Below are 17,992 nucleotides of genomic sequence, written 5' to 3'. Positions count from 1 at the left end.
CCCGCAGCTGCCCGAAGGGCGGCTCACGGCCGCCCGCCGCGAACCAATCCTGCGGAAACACCAGCGGATGGACACCGTCACGCTCACCATGCCCTCCAGATCGTTTCTCTCAGACTCATAAGGGGGTCAAATAATAGGCCAATACGACAATTATCGTTCCCTCGTGACCATCAACGGAAAAACGAACGAATCCGAGGGCCCCTCCTCGCCTGTCGGCCTACCAATGAGGCGGGCGACGGATCTAGATCGGCATCGGTGCCCGCCGGCGCACCGTCGCCTTCGCCAAGGACCGCATCACCGGGGTCGTAGCCATACTTCTCCATCTGCCCGATCACCACGTATGCGCGGTCGATGGCGGCCTGCCAATCCGACGCGAGCGACTCGGGGGCGTTGGGGATTCCCGCCATCAGGACGCACGAGAAATCATCCATCTCGCTTGGCGAGCAACCCAAGTAAGCAGGCGCCGCCAGCCCGATGCCCGTATGGCCCAGACCGAAATACGACGAGTTCACGTACAGCTCGAGAATCTCGCGCTTGTCATATCGGCTCTCCAGGTCAAACGCCATGAACGCTTCGGCGACCTTGCGCGAGAAGCGCTTCTCGCCGGTAAAGAACAGATTCTTGGCGACCTGCTGCGTGATGGTGCTGCCGCCCTCCTCCAAACTCAAGGAACGCAGGTCGTTGACGGCCGCGCGGCAGATGCCGATAGGATCAATGCCCGCATGCCCGTAAAAGCGATGGTCCTCGACGGCCACGACGGCATCGAGGTAGCGCTGCGGCAGCTCGTCGACGGTTGTGTAACCCGGCTGGCGCTTCAGCTGCGCAACCGCCTCGGAAATCGACATGCGGTCGAGCGCGTCGCGATACATCCCGTACCCGCGCCACACGGTCGCGGCAACGAGCAGCAGCACCGCCACGAGCACCACGAGCACCAGGCGTCGCACCGTTTTGGCGAGCATCTCCATCGAGCACCTCCTTAGCGGCTATTGTCCCCCGACATCGAGCGCCCGATAGCTAACGATTTTGAAAGGTAGGGACGCTGTGCCGCGTCACTCCCACAGCTTGAGCACCGCAGCGGCGACATCGCGCCCCAAGCGCTTGGCGACCAGGTTCGCGATGTCGCCGATCGCCTGGCCGAGCAGGTCACGCGAATCAGGATCGAGCTTGTGGGCCACCTCGACAACACGACGAAGCGACTGCTCCCGGCCCTCAAGGATCTCCCGGGCGTCACGCGCGCCGCTCGCGACGACCGCCTTGCTGACCGCCTCCATGATGCGCTCCAGCCGCTCGTCGTCCACGCTGGCAAGCCATTCGGCGGCAACGTCGTGCAGCACGGCCGACATATCGCCCAAGCCGTCGCGATAGCGGAAGTCGTCGCCATCGACCTCCCAGCTGAATACGTCGTGCTGCAAGATGCCCGAAGCACGGCTCTCGACCACCCGGGGCTCAATCGGGCAGTCGAGCATCATCCCGACGATGCTGTCCTGCGGGACGGTGCGGTGGACGCGCCCGCCGAGACGCACGTAGTCCTCATCCGTAAACGTCCCTGGCAGAAATCCCGGCGCATCGTGGCACCATATGCGCTCGATGCGCGCGCGAACGCGATCGCTGCAGCTCAGCGCCGCGAACAGCGCCAAGTTGCCGCCCTTGGAGTGCCCGCCCACGTGCAAGCGGGACGGCAACAGGTCTGCGACCTCCTCCAAGTACGAGCAGGCAAGATCCTGAGAGCGCACGCGAGGCTTGTAGGCCATGTCCAGGTCTTCGCGCCACCCCGTAAAGGAAGCGTCCGTCCCGCGGAACCCAACGTATGCGAACTCGTCGCGCCACACGAAAGCCATGGCACAAAACTGGGTATGGGAGGCTTCGTCGAACACGCTGCGATAGTGGCACAGCTCAAGATCGCGATAGCGAGGGCTCGACGCAAGCAAGAACAAGCAGCGCTTGAGGTCGCCGGGCACAAGCCCGACAAACATCGTGGCAAAGCGCTCGGTGCGCATCAGATCCGCAAAGCGAGCGGAGGGCGAGCGGCCAGCCAAGAGGACGCCGAGCCTGGCAAAAGCATGGTCTGGCTCGCTGGGCACCATCGGCACGACACCGGCACCGTCTATCAGACACGCCTGCGAAAGAACGGCTGAATCGAGCGGGCAGAACGGCTTCTGGTCAAACGTCGCGAGCTCCGACTCGAGATAATCAAAGAGCACGGGCATAGCGACCCCCTTGGAATCTGGTGCTTGTACGCCTTGTACCCACGAGCGATGTAAAAACACCCTAGGGATTTTTTAACATGTCACGGCATCTTCCTGCGAAGCCAAGGTGATCCCAGACACGCATCCTGTCCAGGTGGCCGCCGTTCCCGCTCGAATTTAAAAACGCGAAAAAGAGGCGTCACGCTGCGTCGATGCTCCTGAATCAGACACACGTTTTGTCCCATAACACGCAAGTCCCTGCACGGGCCCGGCATGAAAAAAGGCACCCTTGCAGGTGCCTTCAATCTCAGATGGTGCGGGCGAAAGGACTTGCGCGCGGCCTCCGGCCGCGCCGCCGCCGCGGCGCTTCGCGCCTTGCGCGCTCCGTGGCCAACGGCTCGCGCCGTTGGCTCCACTCCGCGCCTTCCCAGGTTCAAGTCCCTGCGCGGGGCCCGGCACGAAAAAAGGCACCCTTGCAGGTGCCTTCAATCTCAGATGGTGCGGGCGAAAGGACTTGAACCTTCACGGGGTTGCCCCCATATGGACCTGAACCATACGCGTCTGCCAATTCCGCCACGCCCGCGTGCTGTTAAAGTTTAGCAAATCGTGCGCCGAGTGCAAGGAGTTTTTTCGCAAATCTTGCGCCGCAGAAACCGCCACCCTGCGCGACGTCGCTCTTCTCCTACTTATCCGACGTGATGTGGATGGCAAACCCGCCGATCTCCTGCTTGAAGTAGACCAGGCGCGTCGTGCCGTCCGCATTGAGCGCGCGGGACTCCTCGTTGATCTCCATGCCGTGCTCGCTGAACCACTTCTCCGCGGCAGCCATGTCGTTCACATGGAAGCCGATGTGGCCCTTGGTGCCGCGGCCGTTTTGCTTCATGGTCTCGACCAGCGTGCCGGAGAAAACCGACACGGGCGTATCGCGCGCCTCGAGACCCATCAGGTCGCCGAACTCCCCGGCGATGCGGTCGGCATCCGCGGGATCGGTCGCGTTGATGCCCACGTGGGCGACGTACATATCAAACAGCTCGACAGGATTCTGGGTGTTCTCGGCCATAATGCTCCTTCCCGATGCCGCTGCGCCGGCACCTGACCGGCGGCGTCATCGTTGCAATCGCAGCGCGCCCGCCGGCGCGCCGTCACGTATATCCGCTTTACCCACACGCAGGGCAATCGAAACACCAGACCCATATTCGCAGCCCTACAAAGCGCGCGCAATGGTCGGCACGACAGATTCGCCCGCTCCTCGCAGCGAGCGTCCGTGCACGAAGCGTCCGGTTGCGCGATAATACCCAAACGCACATCGTCCGCCCGCGCAGACACGGGCGGTTTTGAGCTGGAGGACCCATGGAGCCGCTGCAGATCCTGACCATCGTCACCATCGTCATGTTCGTCGTGCTGGCGATCATCTCGATTGCCATCGCCATCAACAAGCGCCGCGCGTTCGCGAAGCTGACCATGCTGGTCGAGGAGCGCAAGTTTGACGAGTTCTTCCGCCTGATCGATGCGCCCTTCACGCGGTTGACGTTCCCCGACTACAACCGCACGTACTTCAAGCTCAACGCCTACATGGTGAAAGGTGACGACAAGGCCGCGCTCGAGGTACTCGATGACCTTCTCTCGCGCAAGACGAGCGCCGAGCAGCGCGCCGACCTCATCATCAAGGCCTTCAACGTGTACATCAGTCTCAACAAGGGCAAGAAGGCCAAGGCGATGCTCAAAGAGATCGAGCAGCTCGACCCGTCCAAGTACAAAAGCGCCCAGGATGACTGCCGCATGATGTATGACATCGCCGTGCTCAAGAAGTACAACTACATCGAGCTGATGGAGAGCGCCCTCGAAAAGAAATCGGGCCCCGCGCGCGGCCAGCTCGAGTACCTGCTCGCCCTGCAGTACCAAAACAAGGGCAACATGGAGAAGCGCGACGAGTACCTGAAGCGCTCGGTCTCCCGCATCAACGAGGGCTAGGGCCCGAAGCACAAAGTCTCCGTCGCCGGGACCCGCCATCACTTGGTAGGGATTGAAAGGTTCAATGGGTTGGAGCGAACACGTCCCCAACTGACCCAGACAAGGGGCCCAAAACGTAAAAGGGCCCCGGCGTCGGAGCCCGATTCTACCTGGTAGGGGCGGAGGGACTCGAACCCTCAATCCTTGCGGCGAGAGATTTTAAGTCTCCTGCGTATGCCAATTCCGCCACGCCCCCGTGGTGGGTAAGTGTAGCACGTTCGCGTTGTCCGGAGCCTGTCGGTGCGATCAGCGCGAGAGCTCGGGCGTCCAGCCGATGACCGGCTCGTGCCCCTCCAACACCTCGGCGACCGTGTGAGCCATGCCCACGAGCAGGCTGTTCTCGCTCACCGTCAACATCTCGTACCCCGCCGCGCGCATGAGCTCGCGCATGATGAGCGCGCCGCCCAGCATCACCGGCGCGCGCTTGGGCTGGATGCCCGGCAGCTTGGCGATCTGGGCTCGGGTCCGCACGCGCATGAGCTCGATGCACTTCTCCACGTCTGCAATCGGCAGCTCGCGCAGATGGACAAACGATGAGTCGTACACGGCAAGCTCGTGCGCCATGGCGACAAGCGTCGTCACCGTACCGCCCACGGCGACGAGCCGGTCGGGACGCGACGCCCTGTCCTGCCAGTACGCCGCAAACTGATCGTGCGCCCACGCTGCCGCGCGCCCGATCTCGTCGGCCGTCGGCGGATCGCCCGATAAAAACCGGTCGGTCACCCGGCGGCATCCGATATTCAGGGAGCGGACCGCCTCGAGCGCCAAGGGCTCGCCGGGCACATAGGAACCCAAGGCGAGCTCGGTCGAGCCTCCACCCGAGTCGGCTACCGCGATGCGCTCGCCGGCAAAGTCGTGCGCGACGCCGTAAAACGTCAATCGCGCCTCGATCTCGCCCGGAATCACCTGGGGATGCAGTCCGAGCGCGGCAAGCCCGTCGAGCAGCTCGGCGCCGTTGTCGGCGTCGCGCGCGGCACTCGTCAGCGTGGTGCACACCGCATCCGGACCAAACGCCGCGATCTCGCGCACGAAACCCGCGCACGCATCGACGACGCGCGCGATGGCGGCGTCGCCCAGGCGCCCCGTCGCATCGACACCCTCGCCCAAATCGGTGATCACGGTCCGCTTGGTCGAGTCGACCACCCGTCCGTTCTCGACCCGTGCCGTCAGCAGGCGCGAGGACACCGTCCCCAGATCGATGGCTGCGATGCGCATGGGATTCGTCCTTACTCCTCGCCGGCAGACGTCATGACCTGACCCTCGACGCCGTGGAAGAAGAACACCGCGTCGAGGACCCTGAAGTACCACGGGATGTCCTCCGCGACGGCCTGCTCGGCGCGCAGCGCCTCGCTCGAGGCGGTAGCGTCGTCTCCCTCGTCGGCATCAGAGGACGACCCCCCGGTCACCTCGATGGAGGTCTCGCCGGGAAGCACCATGCCGAGCTCGCGCGCGGAGCGCTCGATGCCGTCTAGGGACAAATCTTGGTCGACCTCATCCCCGAGTTTCTCGTTAAAGGAGTCGCGCAGGGCCACCTGACGTGTCAGGATCTCGTTGGTGCGCTGGGCGATGTAGTAGTCGCGCACCGGAAAATACAGGCCGACGCCGACGGCAAGCGCGACGAGCGCGATGAACAGGGGGCGCGTGGACCCCGTCATGAAGGAATAGGCCGCTTGGATAAAGCGATTGTCGGCGGCATACCGCATGAAGTTGGTCTGGCGGCGACCCGAAGCGGAACCCGCACGCCGGGCCTTGGCACCGCGCGCGGGGGTGCGCGGCTCAGCTGTGCCGTCCTGCCGGGCAGCGCCGCGACGCGACGCCGGGCGGCGGCCGTCGCCCGCGGGCGTCTGCGCGCCGAAGCGGGTCCGTGCCCCACGCCCCGATGCGACCGAGGAGGCCGAGCCCGACGAGGCGCGCGAACCCGCACCCGCGAGCGCGGGGGCGGCAGCGGCATAGGACGGGCCCTGGGCGCGGCGCGCAGAGCCTTCGCGCGGTCGCACCGTGGCGAGGGGAATAGAGCTGTTACGGTAGTCGTTCATAGGCGCCTTGTGTGTTTGAAGTTCGTTTGCGCTTGGTTTGTGCATCTAGTTTATACCACGCGGGCCGATACGCGAACGGCACAGTTCGCGCCCACGCGAAAGCCGCACGCATGCGCGCATCCAACGAACGCGGCGCCGGCCCCTCGAGGAGCCGGCGCCGCGCATGCTCAACATGCTGGGCAGCCGAGCTTTACGCCCGGCAGCCCGCGCACCCGCGCGAAAGAAGCAGGACGCGCAAGCCTCAACGGCTACTTGATGTTGTAGAACGCATCCTTGCCCGCGTACTGAGCGCTCGTGTACAGCTCGTCCTCGATGCGGATGAGCTGGTTGTACTTGGCGATGCGGTCGGAGCGGCACGGGGCGCCCGTCTTGATCTGGCCGGCGTTGGTGGCCACGGCAAGATCGGCGATCGTGGAGTCCTCGGTCTCGCCCGAACGATGGGAGACGATGCAGGCGTAGCCGGCCTTCTTGGCCATCTCGATGGCCTCGAGGGACTCGGTGAGCGAGCCGATCTGGTTCACCTTGACCAGGATGGCGTTGGCCGCGCCCATCTCGATGCCCTTCTTGAGGCGCTCGGTGTTGGTGACGAACAGGTCGTCGCCCACGAGCTGGACCTTGTCGCCGATGCGCTGGGTGAGCTTGACCCAGCCGTCCCAGTCCTCCTCGGCAAGGCCATCCTCGATGGAGATGATCGGGTACTTCTCCACGAGCGCCGCCCAGTAGTCGATCATCTCGTCGGTCGTGAGCTCGCGGCCCTCGCCCGCCAGCACGTACACGCCGCGCTCGGCGTCGTAGCACTCGGTCGTCGCGGGATCCATGGCGATCATGAAGTCCTCGCCCGGCTTGTAGCCGGCCGCCTCGATGGCGCGGACGATGTACTGCAGCGGCTCCTCGTTCGTGGCCAGGTCGGGAGCGAAGCCGCCCTCGTCGCCCACGCCGGTGCTGTGGCCGGAGTCCTTGAGGACGCTCTTGAGCGTGTGGTACACCTCGGCGCACCAGCGCAGGCCCTCGGTAAAGGTGGGAGCGCCGACCGGCATGATCATGAACTCCTGGAAGTCGACGTTGTTGTCGGCGTGCACGCCGCCGTTCAGGATGTTCATCATGGGCGTGGGCAGCAGATGGCCGTTTACGCCTCCCAGGTACTGGTAGAGCTCCAGGCCCGTGGACTGGGCGGCGGCGCGGGCCACGGCAAGCGATACGCCCAGGATGGCGTTAGCGCCCAGGTTGCCCTTGTTGGGGGTGCCGTCGGCCTCGATAAGGGCCGCGTCGACCGCGCGCTGGTCGAAGGCGTCCATGCCGATGACGGCGTCGGCGAGCTCCTTGTTCACATGGTCGACAGCCTTGGTGACGCCCTTGCCCATATAGCGGTCCTTGTCGCCGTCGCGCAGCTCGACGGCCTCGAAGGCGCCGGTGGAGGCGCCGGAGGGCACCATGGCGCGACCGAAGGAGCCGTCATCGAGCACGACCTCGACCTCGACGGTGGGGTTGCCGCGGGAATCGAGAACCTCGCGACCGTAGACATCCAGAATTTCGCTCATAGCTGAGTCCTCTCTCTTGAGCACACTGCTCGGGCTAGGTTACCCAAAGCAAACTTTATACAGTATGCCCAGTTCCCAGGAGCCTATGCACAGCAACGGGGATACGGCGCAAACGGTGGCCGGAGCACAACAAAAGGCAGCCGACAACGGAAACGCCCCCGCTGTCGGCCGCCTGCCTCCGCCATCAGGCTCTTATGGTTCTGCGCCCTTAGGACTCCGCGCGCTTGACGTCGTCCCACAGCTCGTTGAGCTGCTCGGTCGTCAGGTCCTCGACCGTCGTCCCCATCTGTGCCGCACGCGCCTCGACCGCGCTCCAGCGGCGCCTGAACTTCGCCGTCGAGCTGCGCAGGGCGTGCTCGGCGTCGATGCCCTCGCGGCGCGCCACGTTGACGAGGGCGAAGAGCATGTCGCCGAACTCCATCTCGCGCGCGTCGCTGCCCGGCTCCTCGGCCAAGAACTCGCGCCGCTCGCAGGCGACCTGATCCCACACGTCATCGACGGTATCCCACTCGAACCCCACCTTGGCGGCGCGCTTGGACACCTTCTGCGCCTGCATGAGGGCCGGGAACGACGACGGCACGCTGTCGAGCAGCCCCTCGGGCCGTGCGTCGTCGGCGGACTCGCCCGCCTTCGTCGCGCGCGCCTCGCGCTCGGCACGCTTGACGTCGTCCCAGATGTCGAGCACCTCGCCGGCGCTCTGGGCGTCCGCGTGCTCGCCGAAGACATGGGGATGGCGGCGGATGAGCTTCTCGTTGAGCTCCGCCGCGACGTCGGCGATGGTGAACTCGCCCGCATCTGCCGCGATCTGCGCGTGCAGCACGACCTGCATGAGCACGTCGCCCAGCTCCTCACGCAGGTGCACCACATCGTCCTGCTCGATGCAATCGACCGCCTCGTAGGCCTCCTCAATCATGTTCCGCGCGATCGAGGCGTGCGTCTGCACGCGGTCCCACGGGCACCCGTCGGGTTGACGCAGGCGCCAGATGGTCTGGACGAGCGCTTGGAACTCATCGCGCGCATCCGCAAGCGTCGAGGTGTCGCGCGCGGCGGCGTCCTGCGAAGTCTCCATGGCTACTCCTCCTCAAGCACCACGTGGCGGAAAGCCTCCGCCGCGGGAAGCCCGCTCTCGTAGATGCCGTAGCTGTGCGTGCCGTCTTTGGGAATGGAGACGCTGCCCGGGTTGAACGCCCAGATCGACGGGAAGCCCGGGACGGCCTCGTTCACCTTGACGTGGGTGTGCCCGTACACGATCGCCGAGCCCTCGGGCAGCTGCGGCAGGTTGTCCACGCTGTTGTGGAACCCGGCGCCGAACACGTGGCCGTGCGTGCAGAACAGCTGGCGCCCGTCGGGATCCATCACCGTCGCGCTGTCGGCCATGCACGGGAAGCTGAGCACCATCTGGTCGACCTCGGCCTCGCAGTTGCCGCGCACGGCGATAAGACGACCCGTTGCGGCCAGCTCGTTGAGCAGCGGGATGACGCGCTTGGGCGCGTAGTCGCGCGGCAGGTCGTTGCGCGGGCCGTGATAGAGCAGGTCGCCCAGCAGGATGATACGGTCGGGCGCCTCGGTGTCGATGGCCTCCATGAGGCGGCCGGCCCAATAGGCCGATCCGTGGATATCCGAGGCGATGAGGAACTTCATGGGAGGGTCCTTTCAGATGGATGTGAAGCCGCGGCGCCCTGTTGCGCCGAGCGCACAGGTGACTATGAGGACGAAGGGGGCTCGCGGCGCACCCGATGCGCCAGATACGCGTAGGCGACCACGATCGCGGCGTTGATCACGACGGAGAAGATGAACTCCCCTTCTAACACCAGCAGGAGCACGTCGCACGCGTTCGCCCAGATCGCCAGCACGATGGCAAGGAAGAGCCGCCGCACCGCATCGGGCCTGCCTGCAGAAGCCAAGCCGGCGATACCCAAGACGAGCGACATGGCGACGGACAGCACGATCGTCACCACCTGAAGCGGCTCGATCGAGGTGCCGGAGGTGGCGAGCACGCGCGCGGTGATGCTCAGGTCGATCGCTCCGACGATCGCCAGCGCGCTTATAACCCGAAACGCCCGTTGCAGAACAGACATGCCCAACCGCCTTCGCACTCGTACCGAACCGGACGCCTCGCGGCCGCCCGCGACGACCATTGTACCCCGCTCGCACATGCGGACGGACGACGGCTCCGGCGGCAATCACCCGCGGGCAGCGGCGCGGGCGGCGTCCATGACCGCCTGCAGGGCGACGCCCTCGCGGCGCGCGATGGCGGCGCAATCCTCGTATTCGGGAGCGATGCGCGCGCTCCCGTCGGGCAGCGCGACGCGCTTGATGCGCACGCCTCCCCAAGGAGTCTCGACCGACTCGAACGTGCGCGAGAGCACCGTGCGGTCCCATGCGCTCCGGCGGACGCCGATGGTCGTCGTCTCGGCGAAGATGATCGCCTCGAGCCGCTCGACATCCTCAGGCGCCGCTATGACCTGCAGCTGATAGGCAGGGCGATTCTTCTTTGTGTAGACCGACAGCCAATGAACCTCGCGCGCGCCGGCGTCGCGCAGGCGCTCCGCCGCATAGGCGAGCACCTCGGAGGAGCAGTCGTCGATATCGCACTCAAGCTTGACCACGTGCACCGGCGTCCCGGGGACTTGCTCGGGCGCGGCCTCCGGTGCGGGAAGCTCATCGATCAGCAGGGCACGGACGATGGAAGGGCGCTCGTAGGTACGTTTGCCCGCGCCGAGTCCGACGCGACGCACGACGTAGCGCTTCGGAAGCGTGAATGTGGGGTCGAGGGCGGCCACCAGCGCTGCGCCGGTCGGCGTGACGAGCTCGCCTTCGACGTCGGCCTGAGCAAGCGGAAGGCCGTGCTGCGTGCACACATTGAGCGTCGCGGGAACGGGAACCGGGATGATGCCGTGCTGGCAGCGGATGGCGCCGTTGCCGTCGACGAGGACGGGGACGTAGACGCGCTCGACGTCGAGGCTGTCGAGCAGGACGCTCGCCGCGACGATGTCCACGATGGAATCGACAGCGCCCACCTCGTGGAAGTGCACCTGGTCGAGCGGGACGGCATGCGCCGCCGCCTCGGCCGCGGCGAGGATGTCGAGCGTGCGATGGGCGAGCGTCCGGGCGCCGACGGTCATGTCGGCCGCATCGATGATGCCCGCGATGTCGGCGGGGCCGCGATGCTCATGGTGGTGGTGACCGTGGCGGCCGCCGTGCTCGTGCTCGTGCTCGTGCTCGTGCTCGTGCTCGTGCTCGTGCTCGTGCTCGTGCTCGTGCTCGTGCTCGTGCTCGTGCTCGGAGGCAGCATGGCCGATTCCGTGCAGATACGCCATATCGTGGTCGTGGTTTTCGTGCGCCGCGTCCAGCGCGACGGCGAAGTCGCAGCAGTCGATGCCGGCTTTCTTGACGCGAGACACCTCGATCTCGAACCCGTCCACCGGCAGGCTCGCCAGGGCACGGCGCATCGCCGCCTCGTCGGCGCCCGCATCGAGCAGGGCGGCAACGAGCATGTCACCGGCGATGCCGGCCTGGCAGTCCAGATACAGCGCGCTTCCCGTGCGCGCGCAACCGTTGCTGACCATAGGCTATCAGGCCTCCTTGCCCGGAAGATGGTTGATGAGCGACGCCTGGTAGGCAGCGCCGAACCCGTTGTCGATATTCACCACGGAAACCCCGCTCGCGCAGCTGTTGACCATGGCGAGCAGAGCGGTCAGACCTCCCAGGTTCGCCCCGTAGCCCACGCTCGTGGGGACGGCGATGACCGGGCAGGACGCAAGGCCGCCCACGACGGAGGGCAGCGCGCCCTCCATGCCCGCGATGGCGATGATCACCTGTGCGCGGGCGATCTGCTCGCCGTGCCGCAGCAGGCGATGGATGCCCGCCACGCCCGCGTCGTGCACGCACGTGACGCGGTTTCCCAGGAAGCGCGCCGTCAGCGCCGCCTCCTCGGCGACGGCGGCGTCGCTCGTACCGGCCGTGAGCACCAAGATCTCCCCGTTGCCGTCGGGCTCGGGCAGCTCGCCCACCACGCCCGCACGCGCGAGCTCGTGATAGGAAAACGTGCAGCCCAACTCGGCGAGCTTCGCGGCCTTGGCGGCGTCGAGGCGCGTGATCAGCACGCGCCGCTGTCCCGCGTCGCACATGGCGGCGACGATGCCGGCGATCTGCTCGGGCGTCTTACCCGCTCCGTAGATGACCTCCGACACGCCGGTGCGCACGCCGCGCGCCGTATCGACCTGCGCGTAGCCCACATCGACGACGGAATCCATATGCACGCGCTCGACCAGCTGCCGCGGCGTCATGTCGCCCGCGGCAACGGCGCGCGCCAGCTCCTCAAGATCGGATGCATCCATCGCAACCTCCCGCCTTGCACGTGATTGTCCGCCTTTGACGATACCCCATGTGGCGCGTTTCAAGCCATGGCACGCGGAACCGATTCCACACGGGCTGCGCACACGCCGGCACAAAAGCGAGTATCCTGCTGCAAAACGCGCGAACCGCACGGACGCGCGCGGCACGGCGGCGGCTGCACCGCCCGACCCCTGTGGAGGAACCATGGCATCTGACCAGAGCGAAGATATCAAGCAGAACATCGACGACGGCATCGAGGCGGATGCGACCGCACCTGCTGCATGCACGCCTGAGGCCGACACGCCGCGGGGCGACGAGCCCGCCGACGTCGCCTCCCCTTCCGACGCCGATGAGGGCGCCGACGCCGACGAGGAAGCCGATGAGGCCTTCGGCAACCCTGGCCTCTCGGTCGCGACGGCGATCTTCGGCATCGTCGGCATCATCCTCGCCCTGTTCGTTAGCTGGATCTTGAGCATCGTCGCCGGTATCGTCGCCATCGTCTTGGGCACCATGGCCAAGCGCCAAAACGCCCCGTACCCGCGCATGATCACCGCCGGCAAGGTCTTGGGCTTCATCTGCGTCGTCGCCAACGCGGTCATGGCCGTCGGCTACGTGCTCTATCTGATGCAGCTCGGCATTCTGTAGGCGTTCGCCGGCCACGGGCATTGCTCGAAACCCGTTTTTGGCCCCACACGACGCCGTATTTTCACTACCCCCGTTTAGGGGACGGTTTTTGAAAGGGCTGTTGAGTAGACGGGTTTTTAGCACTATAAAACTTGCAGGTAGATGCGGCGCTCAAATACGGTCTACTCAAGAGGCGCGCGCAAATCCGTCCCCTAAACGGGGGTACTGGAAATCTCGCGAAACGCAAACCCCGTTTACGGTTCGGTTTGGAGACGACCGGTCGAATAGCGCACAAAACGGCAAGCTCTGTACCTGCTGATTCTTTGGGCGAAAGAGCGCCTCTACTCGAGAGGCGCCTCCAAAACCGAACCGTAAACGGGGATATGGCATTTTAGCTACCGCGCGCCCTCCCCGGTCGCGCCGTGAGCCCCTTACACCAGGGCCTCGGCCCACGCATCCTCTTTGAACCCGACGAGCACCGTTCCATCGGTCACCACAATAGGGCGCTTGACGAGCATGCCGTCGGTCGCAAGCAGGGCAAACGCCTCGTCGTCGGACATGCCGGCATCCAGTTTGGCCTTGATGCCCAGCTCGCGGTATTTCATGCCGCTCGTGTTGAAGAAACGGCGGACCGGCAGGCCGGATTTCTGCTGCCACGCGGCGAGCTCGTCGGCACGCGGATTGTCCTCCACGATATGGCGGTCGATATACTCGACACCGTGCTCATCCAGCCATTTCTTGGCCTTCTTGCAGGTCGAGCATTTGGGGTATTCGACAAACAGGACGGACATGCGCTGGCCTTTCTCACGCCGCAAACAGGTATCGCGGCGATTGTACCATGCGCTCGAATGTCCTATTGTTGCCCGGCGGCACGGCGCAGGGCCGCGATCGCCTCGTCTTTAGAGGCGACACCGAGCTTTTCGTAGGCGCGCGTGCAATAGGTGCCGATCGTCGAGCGCGACAGGAAGAGCTCCTCGGCGAGCTGCGCCTGGGTCTTGCCCTGATAGATGCCGACCAGGATGTCGCGTTCCCGGTCGGTCAGGTTACGCTCGGCAAGCAGGCGGTCGATACGCGCCCGGGCATCTTCGGCGACACCCGCACCCGGAACCGTCGGCGCGGGCTGCGCGGGAACGGAAGGTCCCGCCGAGACCGTCTGCGCCGCGCCCGGTGTAGCAGGCGGGCAGTCTTGCTTCCTGCTCGAACGCCTTGCGAGCAAGACGACCAGGAGCACCGCCGCGATGATGGGCAGGAGCACGAACAGGAACGTAACCATGATGATGACCCACTCGAATCCTTTGGGGAACATAGCCGACCTCCTTGTCCGACCCCTTGTCTACATGGGGGATTATTCCCTATCGACGCGATTCGGTCTGTCGTGCAGCTGCTTGATTTTTCCAACGTCCTCGCAGATAAAACGTGTCGTGCAGGATGTCTACATGCTCGACGCGACCGATGCGGCGCCTAGCGATGGCGGGCATCCAGCTCGCCGGCGAGCTCCTCGAGGGTGATGCCGTAGCGCTCGAGCGTGACCATCAGGTGGTAGACGAGGTCCGCCGCCTCATAGCGAATGTGGTCGTGGTCGTCGTCCTTGCAGGCCATGATGACCTCGCTCGCCTCCTCGGCAAGCTTCTTGAGCAGGCTGTCGGCCTCGCCCTGCAGAAGCTTGGCCGTGTAGGAGGTCTCCGGCGAAGCCTCGCGGCGACCGTGGATGACCGCAGCAAGTCCGGTCAAGGTCTCCCCGATGTTGCCGTCGGTTACGTTGGCGGTACGAACGCCCATGTTGCGGTCCTTTCTTGAAGGCAGCGGGAAAAAAGTGCCTGCCCCTATTTTCCCAGGGTGCGGAAGAAGCAGGTGCGGTTGCCGGTGTGGCAGGCAGGGCCGGGTGAGTCCACGAGGGCGAGCAGCGTGTCGGCATCGCAATCCACCCGCAGCTCGTGCAGCTGCTGCATGTTGCCGCTCGTCGCGCCCTTGTTCCACAGCTCCTGGCGACTGCGGCTCCAAAACCAGGTGGTGCCGGTCTTAAGCGTGAGACGCACCGACTCGGCGTTCATCCACGCCACCATGAGCACCTCGCCCGTATCGTATTGCTGCACGACGCACGGGATGAGCCCCTGCGCATCGAACTTCAGCTTATCGATCTCCATCGTCATCCCTTCCCTGCGCATGTCCCAATTTTCTCCTGGCCCCTTTTGGGACATCGGACATCAGAAGTCGAGGCGGACGGGGATGCCCTGCGCCGCCATGTACTCCTTCACCTGACGGATGCTGTACGTGCCGAAGTGGAACACGCTCGCGGCCAGCACGGCGTCAGCCTCGCCCTCGAGAATGCCCTCGGCAAAATGCTCAAGCGTGCCCACGCCGCCGCTCGCGATGACGGGAATGGGCACCGCACGGGCCACGGCACGCGTGAGCGCCAGGTCGAAGCCCTCCTTGGTGCCGTCGCGATCCATGCTGGTGAGCAGGATCTCGCCGGCGCCGCGGCGCGCCGCCTCCTCGGCCCACGCCACCGCGTCGATGCCCGTCGGCGTGCGTCCACCCGCGAGGTAGACCTCCCATTTGTCGGCACCGGGAGCACCGGGCTCACCCACGCGCTTGGCGTCGATCGCCACGATGACCGCCTGGCTGCCGAAAGCCGCGGCCGCCTGCGAGATGAGCTCAGGATTGCGCACCGCGGCCGAATTGATCGACACCTTGTCCGCACCCGCCGCGACCATCTGGCGCATGCCCGCCAGATCGCGGAAGCCGCCGCCCACCGTGTAGGGAATGGACAGCTCGCATGCCGCGTGCGCCGCCATGTCGATCGTCGTGGCGCGATTGTCGCTCGTCGCCGTGATGTCGAGGAAGACGACCTCGTCGGCACCCTCGCGGTCATAGGCGGCGGCGAGCTCGATGGGGTCGCCCGCATCGCGCAGCGACACGAAGTTCACGCCCTTGACGACGCGCCCGTCCTTCACGTCAAGGCACGGGATGATGCGCTTGGTCAGCATGCGGCCTCCTTGTTGTCTGCGTCGGCGATCGCACCCGCAGCGTCGCCGTCGCCCTCGCTCGCCGCGGCAAGCGCCTCGGCGAGCGTGAAGTTGCCCTCGTACAGCGCGCGGCCGGTGATGCAGCCCTCGATGACGTCCGGACCCGCAGCCGCGCACGCGCGGATGTCGTCCAGCGTGGAGATGCCGCCGGAAGCCACCACGGGAAAGCCCGCGCAAGCCGCCACGCGCCGGTACGCTTCGACATCGATGCCCGTCTGCATGCCGTCGCGTGCGATGTCGGTGAACACCAGGTGCTTGAAGCCGAGCTCGGTCAGCTGGCCGACCACGTCCTCGACGCTGCGCTCGATCCCGTCGCGCCAGCCGTTGATCTTGACCTGGCCGTCGTGTGCGGCGACGTCGGCAACGAGCAGATTGCCGAACCCGCGGGCTGCGACCTCGGCAAACCCTGGCTCGGTCACGAGCACCGTGCCCAGCGCGATGCGGCGGGCGCCGTACCCGGCGAGCTCATCGATGCGCGCGAGCGAGCGCACGCCGCCGCCCACGTCGACGGACAGCCCCTCGATCTGGCAGATGGCGCGAATCGCCTCCGAGTTGGCGTGGCGCGCGTCATCGTCCTCCTCGAGGGCGGCGGACAGGTCGACCACGTGCACCCACGTGGCCCCCTGCTCCAAAAACGCGTGCGCCTGGGCGACCGGATCCTCGGAGTACACCTTCATGTGGGCGCGGTCGCCGCGCTCCAGGCGCACCACCTTGCCGGCGATGAGGTCGATAGCGGGAAAGACGATCATGAGCGCACCTCCTGGGCCCCCTGCGCGCGTGCCGCGACGATGCGCACGAAGTTCTCGAGCATCTGGTGCCCGTGCGCCGAGGATTTCTCGGGGTGAAACTGGCAGCCGTAGATGTTGCCGTGCCACACGACCGACCCGAAATTGCGCGCATAGAACGTGCGCGCGGCGATGTCGGCAGCGTCCACGTCCTCGTCGAGCGCGTACGAATGGGTGAAGTAGAGGTTCGCGCCCTCGTCGAAGCCCTCGAGCAGCGGGCAGGCGGCACCCGACGGCGTCAGGTGCACCTGGTCCCAGCCCACGTGCGGAACCTTCAGGCGGCGCGACGGCAGCACCGTGCAGGAGCCGGGCAGCACGCCGAGGCCGCGCACCCAGCGCGTTCCCTCGGCCTCGAACACCGCGCCGGGAGCAAGGCCGTCGCCCATCGCATCGTCGGCGGACTCGGCTGCGGCATCAGCCGGCACACCCTCGTCGCCGCGCTCGAACAGCAGCTGCAGCCCCAGGCAGATGCCCAGAAACGGGGTGCCCGAGCCCTGTGCGATCGCGTCGATGACCGCCCGGTCCTGACCCGTGGCGCACATGAACGCCATCGCGTCGTAAAACGAGCCGACGCCGGGCAGCACCAGGCCATCCGCGGCGCGGATGCGCTCGGGGTCGTCGGACACAACCGCCTCGGCGCCCGCGCGCGCAAGGCCGCGCGCCACGCTCGACAGGTTGCCCTTGTGATAATCGATGACGACGATCGTCGGCATATCGCTCCTCTCAGATGTCCCAATCGGGGCCAGGAGAATTTTGGGGCAGGGCACGGGTCGGGTCCGAAGCCGACCGCCGCAGCCGCGCCGTGCCCTTCTCCGGCGCTACAGCGACCCCTTGGTGGACGGCACGCCCACCACGCGCGGGTCGAGCTCGCAGGCAAAGCGCATGCAGCGGCCCACCGCCTTGAACGCCGCCTCGATGATGTGGTGGCTGTTGGCGCCGGCGAGCTCGCGCACGTGCAGGGTGACGCGGGCGTCGCGCGCAAACGCGTAGAAGAACTCGACGGCGAGCTCGGTGTCAAACGCGCCGACCTGCTCGGTCGGCAGCGGCAGGTCGCAATAGGCCTGGCCGCGCCCCGAGATGTCCACCGCCGCCATGACGAGCGTCTCGTCCATGGGGATGGCCACATCGGCGAAGCGCGCGATGCCCGCCTTGTCGCCGAGCGCCGCCGCGAAGGCCTGCCCCAGCACGATGCCGGTGTCCTCGACGGTGTGGTGCGCGTCGACCTCGACGTCGCCGGTCGCGCGCACCGTCAGGTCAAACTGGCCGTGGCGACCGAAGGCGTTGAGCATGTGGTCGAAAAACGGCACGCCGGTCGCGATGTCGCAGATGCCCGTGCCGTCCAGATCGAGCTTGATGGTGATATCGGTCTCGCCCGTCGTGCGGGTCACTTCAGCTGTGCGCGCCATGGGCATCGCACCTCCTCGTTATTCTCGGTCCCGGAGGGCGGCG

General features: G+C 66.0%; 21 protein-coding genes and 2 tRNA genes. 2 read left to right on the top strand and 21 right to left on the bottom strand.

Translation table 11 applies throughout. The features are described from left to right. Positions 1 to 170: 170 nt before the first annotated feature. From QUW00_RS05705 to QUW00_RS05690, 4 genes are all read right to left on the bottom strand, one after another. Positions 171 to 965 carry a biosynthetic peptidoglycan transglycosylase gene (locus tag QUW00_RS05705; RefSeq protein ID WP_289613423.1) on the bottom strand — a complete coding sequence of 265 codons (795 nt, stop codon included), beginning with the start codon at positions 963 to 965 and terminating at the stop codon, positions 171 to 173. 84 nt (positions 966 to 1,049) lie between these two features. After that, positions 1,050 to 2,207: an Mbeg1-like protein gene (locus tag QUW00_RS05700; RefSeq protein WP_289613422.1), complete on the bottom strand. Its 1,158-nt coding sequence runs from the start codon at positions 2,205 to 2,207 to the stop codon at positions 1,050 to 1,052. A 475-nt stretch (positions 2,208 to 2,682) separates the two neighbouring features. Next, positions 2,683 to 2,769, bottom strand: a tRNA-Leu gene (locus QUW00_RS05695). Between the two features lie 99 nt (positions 2,770 to 2,868). After that, positions 2,869 to 3,246, bottom strand: coding sequence for a VOC family protein (locus QUW00_RS05690; protein ID WP_289613421.1), 378 nt, complete (start codon positions 3,244 to 3,246; stop codon positions 2,869 to 2,871). A 290-nt stretch (positions 3,247 to 3,536) separates the two neighbouring features. Between QUW00_RS05690 and QUW00_RS05685 the strand changes: the two genes are divergently transcribed. Next, complete coding sequence (locus tag QUW00_RS05685) at positions 3,537 to 4,157, top strand: tetratricopeptide repeat protein (RefSeq protein ID WP_289613420.1); 621 nt, start codon at positions 3,537 to 3,539, stop codon at positions 4,155 to 4,157. Between the two features lie 150 nt (positions 4,158 to 4,307). Here the strand turns inward: QUW00_RS05685 and QUW00_RS05680 are convergent. The 9 genes from QUW00_RS05680 to larB all read right to left on the bottom strand — a co-directional run bounded on the left by QUW00_RS05680 (position 4,308) and on the right by larB (position 12,110). Beyond that, positions 4,308 to 4,392: transfer RNA gene (locus QUW00_RS05680), tRNA-Leu, on the bottom strand. Positions 4,393 to 4,442: 50 nt separating this feature from the next. After that, the gene (locus tag QUW00_RS05675) at positions 4,443 to 5,411 is read right to left on the bottom strand and encodes a Ppx/GppA phosphatase family protein (protein ID WP_289613419.1); all 969 of its coding nucleotides are present in this window, start codon (positions 5,409 to 5,411) and stop codon (positions 4,443 to 4,445) included. Positions 5,412 to 5,422: 11 nt separating this feature from the next. Further along, a complete protein-coding gene (locus tag QUW00_RS05670; protein ID WP_289613418.1) occupies positions 5,423 to 6,232 on the bottom strand; it encodes an FtsB family cell division protein in 810 nt (269 codons plus the stop codon). Between the two features lie 248 nt (positions 6,233 to 6,480). Continuing rightward, positions 6,481 to 7,770: a phosphopyruvate hydratase gene (eno, locus tag QUW00_RS05665; protein ID WP_289613417.1), complete on the bottom strand. Its 1,290-nt coding sequence runs from the start codon at positions 7,768 to 7,770 to the stop codon at positions 6,481 to 6,483. Between the two features lie 208 nt (positions 7,771 to 7,978). After that, positions 7,979 to 8,839: a nucleoside triphosphate pyrophosphohydrolase gene (gene mazG, locus QUW00_RS05660; protein ID WP_289613416.1), complete on the bottom strand. Its 861-nt coding sequence runs from the start codon at positions 8,837 to 8,839 to the stop codon at positions 7,979 to 7,981. A gap of 2 nt (positions 8,840 to 8,841) precedes the next feature. Continuing rightward, a complete protein-coding gene (gene yfcE, locus QUW00_RS05655) occupies positions 8,842 to 9,411 on the bottom strand; it encodes a phosphodiesterase (RefSeq protein ID WP_289613415.1) in 570 nt (189 codons plus the stop codon). A 62-nt stretch (positions 9,412 to 9,473) separates the two neighbouring features. Beyond that, positions 9,474 to 9,848, bottom strand: coding sequence for a hypothetical protein (locus tag QUW00_RS05650; protein ID WP_289613414.1), 375 nt, complete (start codon positions 9,846 to 9,848; stop codon positions 9,474 to 9,476). 105 nt (positions 9,849 to 9,953) lie between these two features. Next, complete coding sequence (locus QUW00_RS05645; RefSeq protein WP_289613413.1) at positions 9,954 to 11,339, bottom strand: LarC family nickel insertion protein; 1,386 nt, start codon at positions 11,337 to 11,339, stop codon at positions 9,954 to 9,956. Positions 11,340 to 11,345: 6 nt separating this feature from the next. Further along, positions 11,346 to 12,110, bottom strand: coding sequence for a nickel pincer cofactor biosynthesis protein LarB (gene larB / locus QUW00_RS05640; protein ID WP_289613412.1), 765 nt, complete (start codon positions 12,108 to 12,110; stop codon positions 11,346 to 11,348). Positions 12,111 to 12,312: 202 nt separating this feature from the next. Between larB and QUW00_RS05635 the strand changes: the two genes are divergently transcribed. Continuing rightward, positions 12,313 to 12,753 (top strand): hypothetical protein, encoded by a 441-nt coding sequence (locus QUW00_RS05635; RefSeq protein ID WP_289613411.1) that lies wholly within the window; start codon positions 12,313 to 12,315, stop codon positions 12,751 to 12,753. A gap of 410 nt (positions 12,754 to 13,163) precedes the next feature. Here QUW00_RS05635 and QUW00_RS05630 read toward each other — a convergent pair whose 3' ends face one another. The 8 genes from QUW00_RS05630 to hisB form a co-directional block, all read right to left on the bottom strand. Continuing rightward, a complete protein-coding gene (locus tag QUW00_RS05630) occupies positions 13,164 to 13,523 on the bottom strand; it encodes an arsenate reductase family protein (RefSeq protein WP_289613410.1) in 360 nt (119 codons plus the stop codon). 62 nt (positions 13,524 to 13,585) lie between these two features. Next, on the bottom strand, positions 13,586 to 14,038 hold the full coding sequence (locus tag QUW00_RS05625; protein WP_289613409.1) for a response regulator transcription factor: 453 nt from the start codon (positions 14,036 to 14,038) through the stop codon (positions 13,586 to 13,588). 155 nt (positions 14,039 to 14,193) lie between these two features. Next, complete coding sequence (gene hisE / locus QUW00_RS05620) at positions 14,194 to 14,511, bottom strand: phosphoribosyl-ATP diphosphatase (RefSeq protein ID WP_235422609.1); 318 nt, start codon at positions 14,509 to 14,511, stop codon at positions 14,194 to 14,196. 44 nt (positions 14,512 to 14,555) lie between these two features. Continuing rightward, positions 14,556 to 14,876, bottom strand: coding sequence for a phosphoribosyl-AMP cyclohydrolase (gene hisI, locus QUW00_RS05615; protein ID WP_289613408.1), 321 nt, complete (start codon positions 14,874 to 14,876; stop codon positions 14,556 to 14,558). Positions 14,877 to 14,936: 60 nt separating this feature from the next. Then, complete coding sequence (hisF, locus tag QUW00_RS05610; protein WP_289613407.1) at positions 14,937 to 15,719, bottom strand: imidazole glycerol phosphate synthase subunit HisF; 783 nt, start codon at positions 15,717 to 15,719, stop codon at positions 14,937 to 14,939. Further along, on the bottom strand, positions 15,713 to 16,507 hold the full coding sequence (locus tag QUW00_RS05605) for a HisA/HisF-related TIM barrel protein (protein WP_289613406.1): 795 nt from the start codon (positions 16,505 to 16,507) through the stop codon (positions 15,713 to 15,715). Before QUW00_RS05605 ends, hisF begins: the two co-directional genes overlap by 7 nt. After that, positions 16,504 to 17,256 (bottom strand): glutamine amidotransferase-related protein, encoded by a 753-nt coding sequence (locus QUW00_RS05600; RefSeq protein WP_289613405.1) that lies wholly within the window; start codon positions 17,254 to 17,256, stop codon positions 16,504 to 16,506. Before QUW00_RS05600 ends, QUW00_RS05605 begins: the two co-directional genes overlap by 4 nt. Before the next feature lie 105 nt (positions 17,257 to 17,361). Further along, on the bottom strand, positions 17,362 to 17,949 hold the full coding sequence (gene hisB / locus QUW00_RS05595) for an imidazoleglycerol-phosphate dehydratase HisB (RefSeq protein ID WP_289613404.1): 588 nt from the start codon (positions 17,947 to 17,949) through the stop codon (positions 17,362 to 17,364). Positions 17,950 to 17,992: the final 43 nt, after the last annotated feature.

Origin of the sequence: Collinsella tanakaei, from assembly GCF_030373545.1 — a bacterium.
In the GTDB taxonomy this organism is placed as follows: domain Bacteria; phylum Actinomycetota; class Coriobacteriia; order Coriobacteriales; family Coriobacteriaceae; genus Collinsella; species Collinsella tanakaei_C.
Note: the sequence above shows the minus strand (reverse complement) of the source record. Positions and strands in the feature narration are given on the sequence as shown.

Excerpts from the sequence above, each read along its gene's own strand:
- QUW00_RS05705 (WP_289613423.1), bottom strand. The coding sequence starts at position 965 with ATGGAGATGCTCGCCAAAACGGTGCGACGCCTGGTGCTCGTGGTGCTC.
- QUW00_RS05700 (WP_289613422.1), bottom strand. The coding sequence starts at position 2,207 with ATGCCCGTGCTCTTTGATTATCTCGAGTCGGAGCTCGCGACGTTTGAC.
- QUW00_RS05690 (WP_289613421.1), bottom strand. The coding sequence starts at position 3,246 with ATGGCCGAGAACACCCAGAATCCTGTCGAGCTGTTTGATATGTACGTC.
- QUW00_RS05685 (WP_289613420.1), top strand. The coding sequence starts at position 3,537 with ATGGAGCCGCTGCAGATCCTGACCATCGTCACCATCGTCATGTTCGTC.
- QUW00_RS05675 (WP_289613419.1), bottom strand. The coding sequence starts at position 5,411 with ATGCGCATCGCAGCCATCGATCTGGGGACGGTGTCCTCGCGCCTGCTG.
- QUW00_RS05670 (WP_289613418.1), bottom strand. The coding sequence starts at position 6,232 with ATGAACGACTACCGTAACAGCTCTATTCCCCTCGCCACGGTGCGACCG.
- eno (WP_289613417.1), bottom strand. The coding sequence starts at position 7,770 with ATGAGCGAAATTCTGGATGTCTACGGTCGCGAGGTTCTCGATTCCCGC.
- mazG (WP_289613416.1), bottom strand. The coding sequence starts at position 8,839 with ATGGAGACTTCGCAGGACGCCGCCGCGCGCGACACCTCGACGCTTGCG.
- yfcE (WP_289613415.1), bottom strand. The coding sequence starts at position 9,411 with ATGAAGTTCCTCATCGCCTCGGATATCCACGGATCGGCCTATTGGGCC.
- QUW00_RS05650 (WP_289613414.1), bottom strand. The coding sequence starts at position 9,848 with ATGTCTGTTCTGCAACGGGCGTTTCGGGTTATAAGCGCGCTGGCGATC.
- QUW00_RS05645 (WP_289613413.1), bottom strand. The coding sequence starts at position 11,339 with ATGGTCAGCAACGGTTGCGCGCGCACGGGAAGCGCGCTGTATCTGGAC.
- larB (WP_289613412.1), bottom strand. The coding sequence starts at position 12,110 with ATGGATGCATCCGATCTTGAGGAGCTGGCGCGCGCCGTTGCCGCGGGC.
- QUW00_RS05635 (WP_289613411.1), top strand. The coding sequence starts at position 12,313 with ATGGCATCTGACCAGAGCGAAGATATCAAGCAGAACATCGACGACGGC.
- QUW00_RS05630 (WP_289613410.1), bottom strand. The coding sequence starts at position 13,523 with ATGTCCGTCCTGTTTGTCGAATACCCCAAATGCTCGACCTGCAAGAAG.
- QUW00_RS05625 (WP_289613409.1), bottom strand. The coding sequence starts at position 14,038 with ATGTTCCCCAAAGGATTCGAGTGGGTCATCATCATGGTTACGTTCCTG.
- hisE (WP_235422609.1), bottom strand. The coding sequence starts at position 14,511 with ATGGGCGTTCGTACCGCCAACGTAACCGACGGCAACATCGGGGAGACC.
- hisI (WP_289613408.1), bottom strand. The coding sequence starts at position 14,876 with ATGGAGATCGATAAGCTGAAGTTCGATGCGCAGGGGCTCATCCCGTGC.
- hisF (WP_289613407.1), bottom strand. The coding sequence starts at position 15,719 with ATGCTGACCAAGCGCATCATCCCGTGCCTTGACGTGAAGGACGGGCGC.
- QUW00_RS05605 (WP_289613406.1), bottom strand. The coding sequence starts at position 16,507 with ATGATCGTCTTTCCCGCTATCGACCTCATCGCCGGCAAGGTGGTGCGC.
- QUW00_RS05600 (WP_289613405.1), bottom strand. The coding sequence starts at position 17,256 with ATGCCGACGATCGTCGTCATCGATTATCACAAGGGCAACCTGTCGAGC.
- hisB (WP_289613404.1), bottom strand. The coding sequence starts at position 17,949 with ATGGCGCGCACAGCTGAAGTGACCCGCACGACGGGCGAGACCGATATC.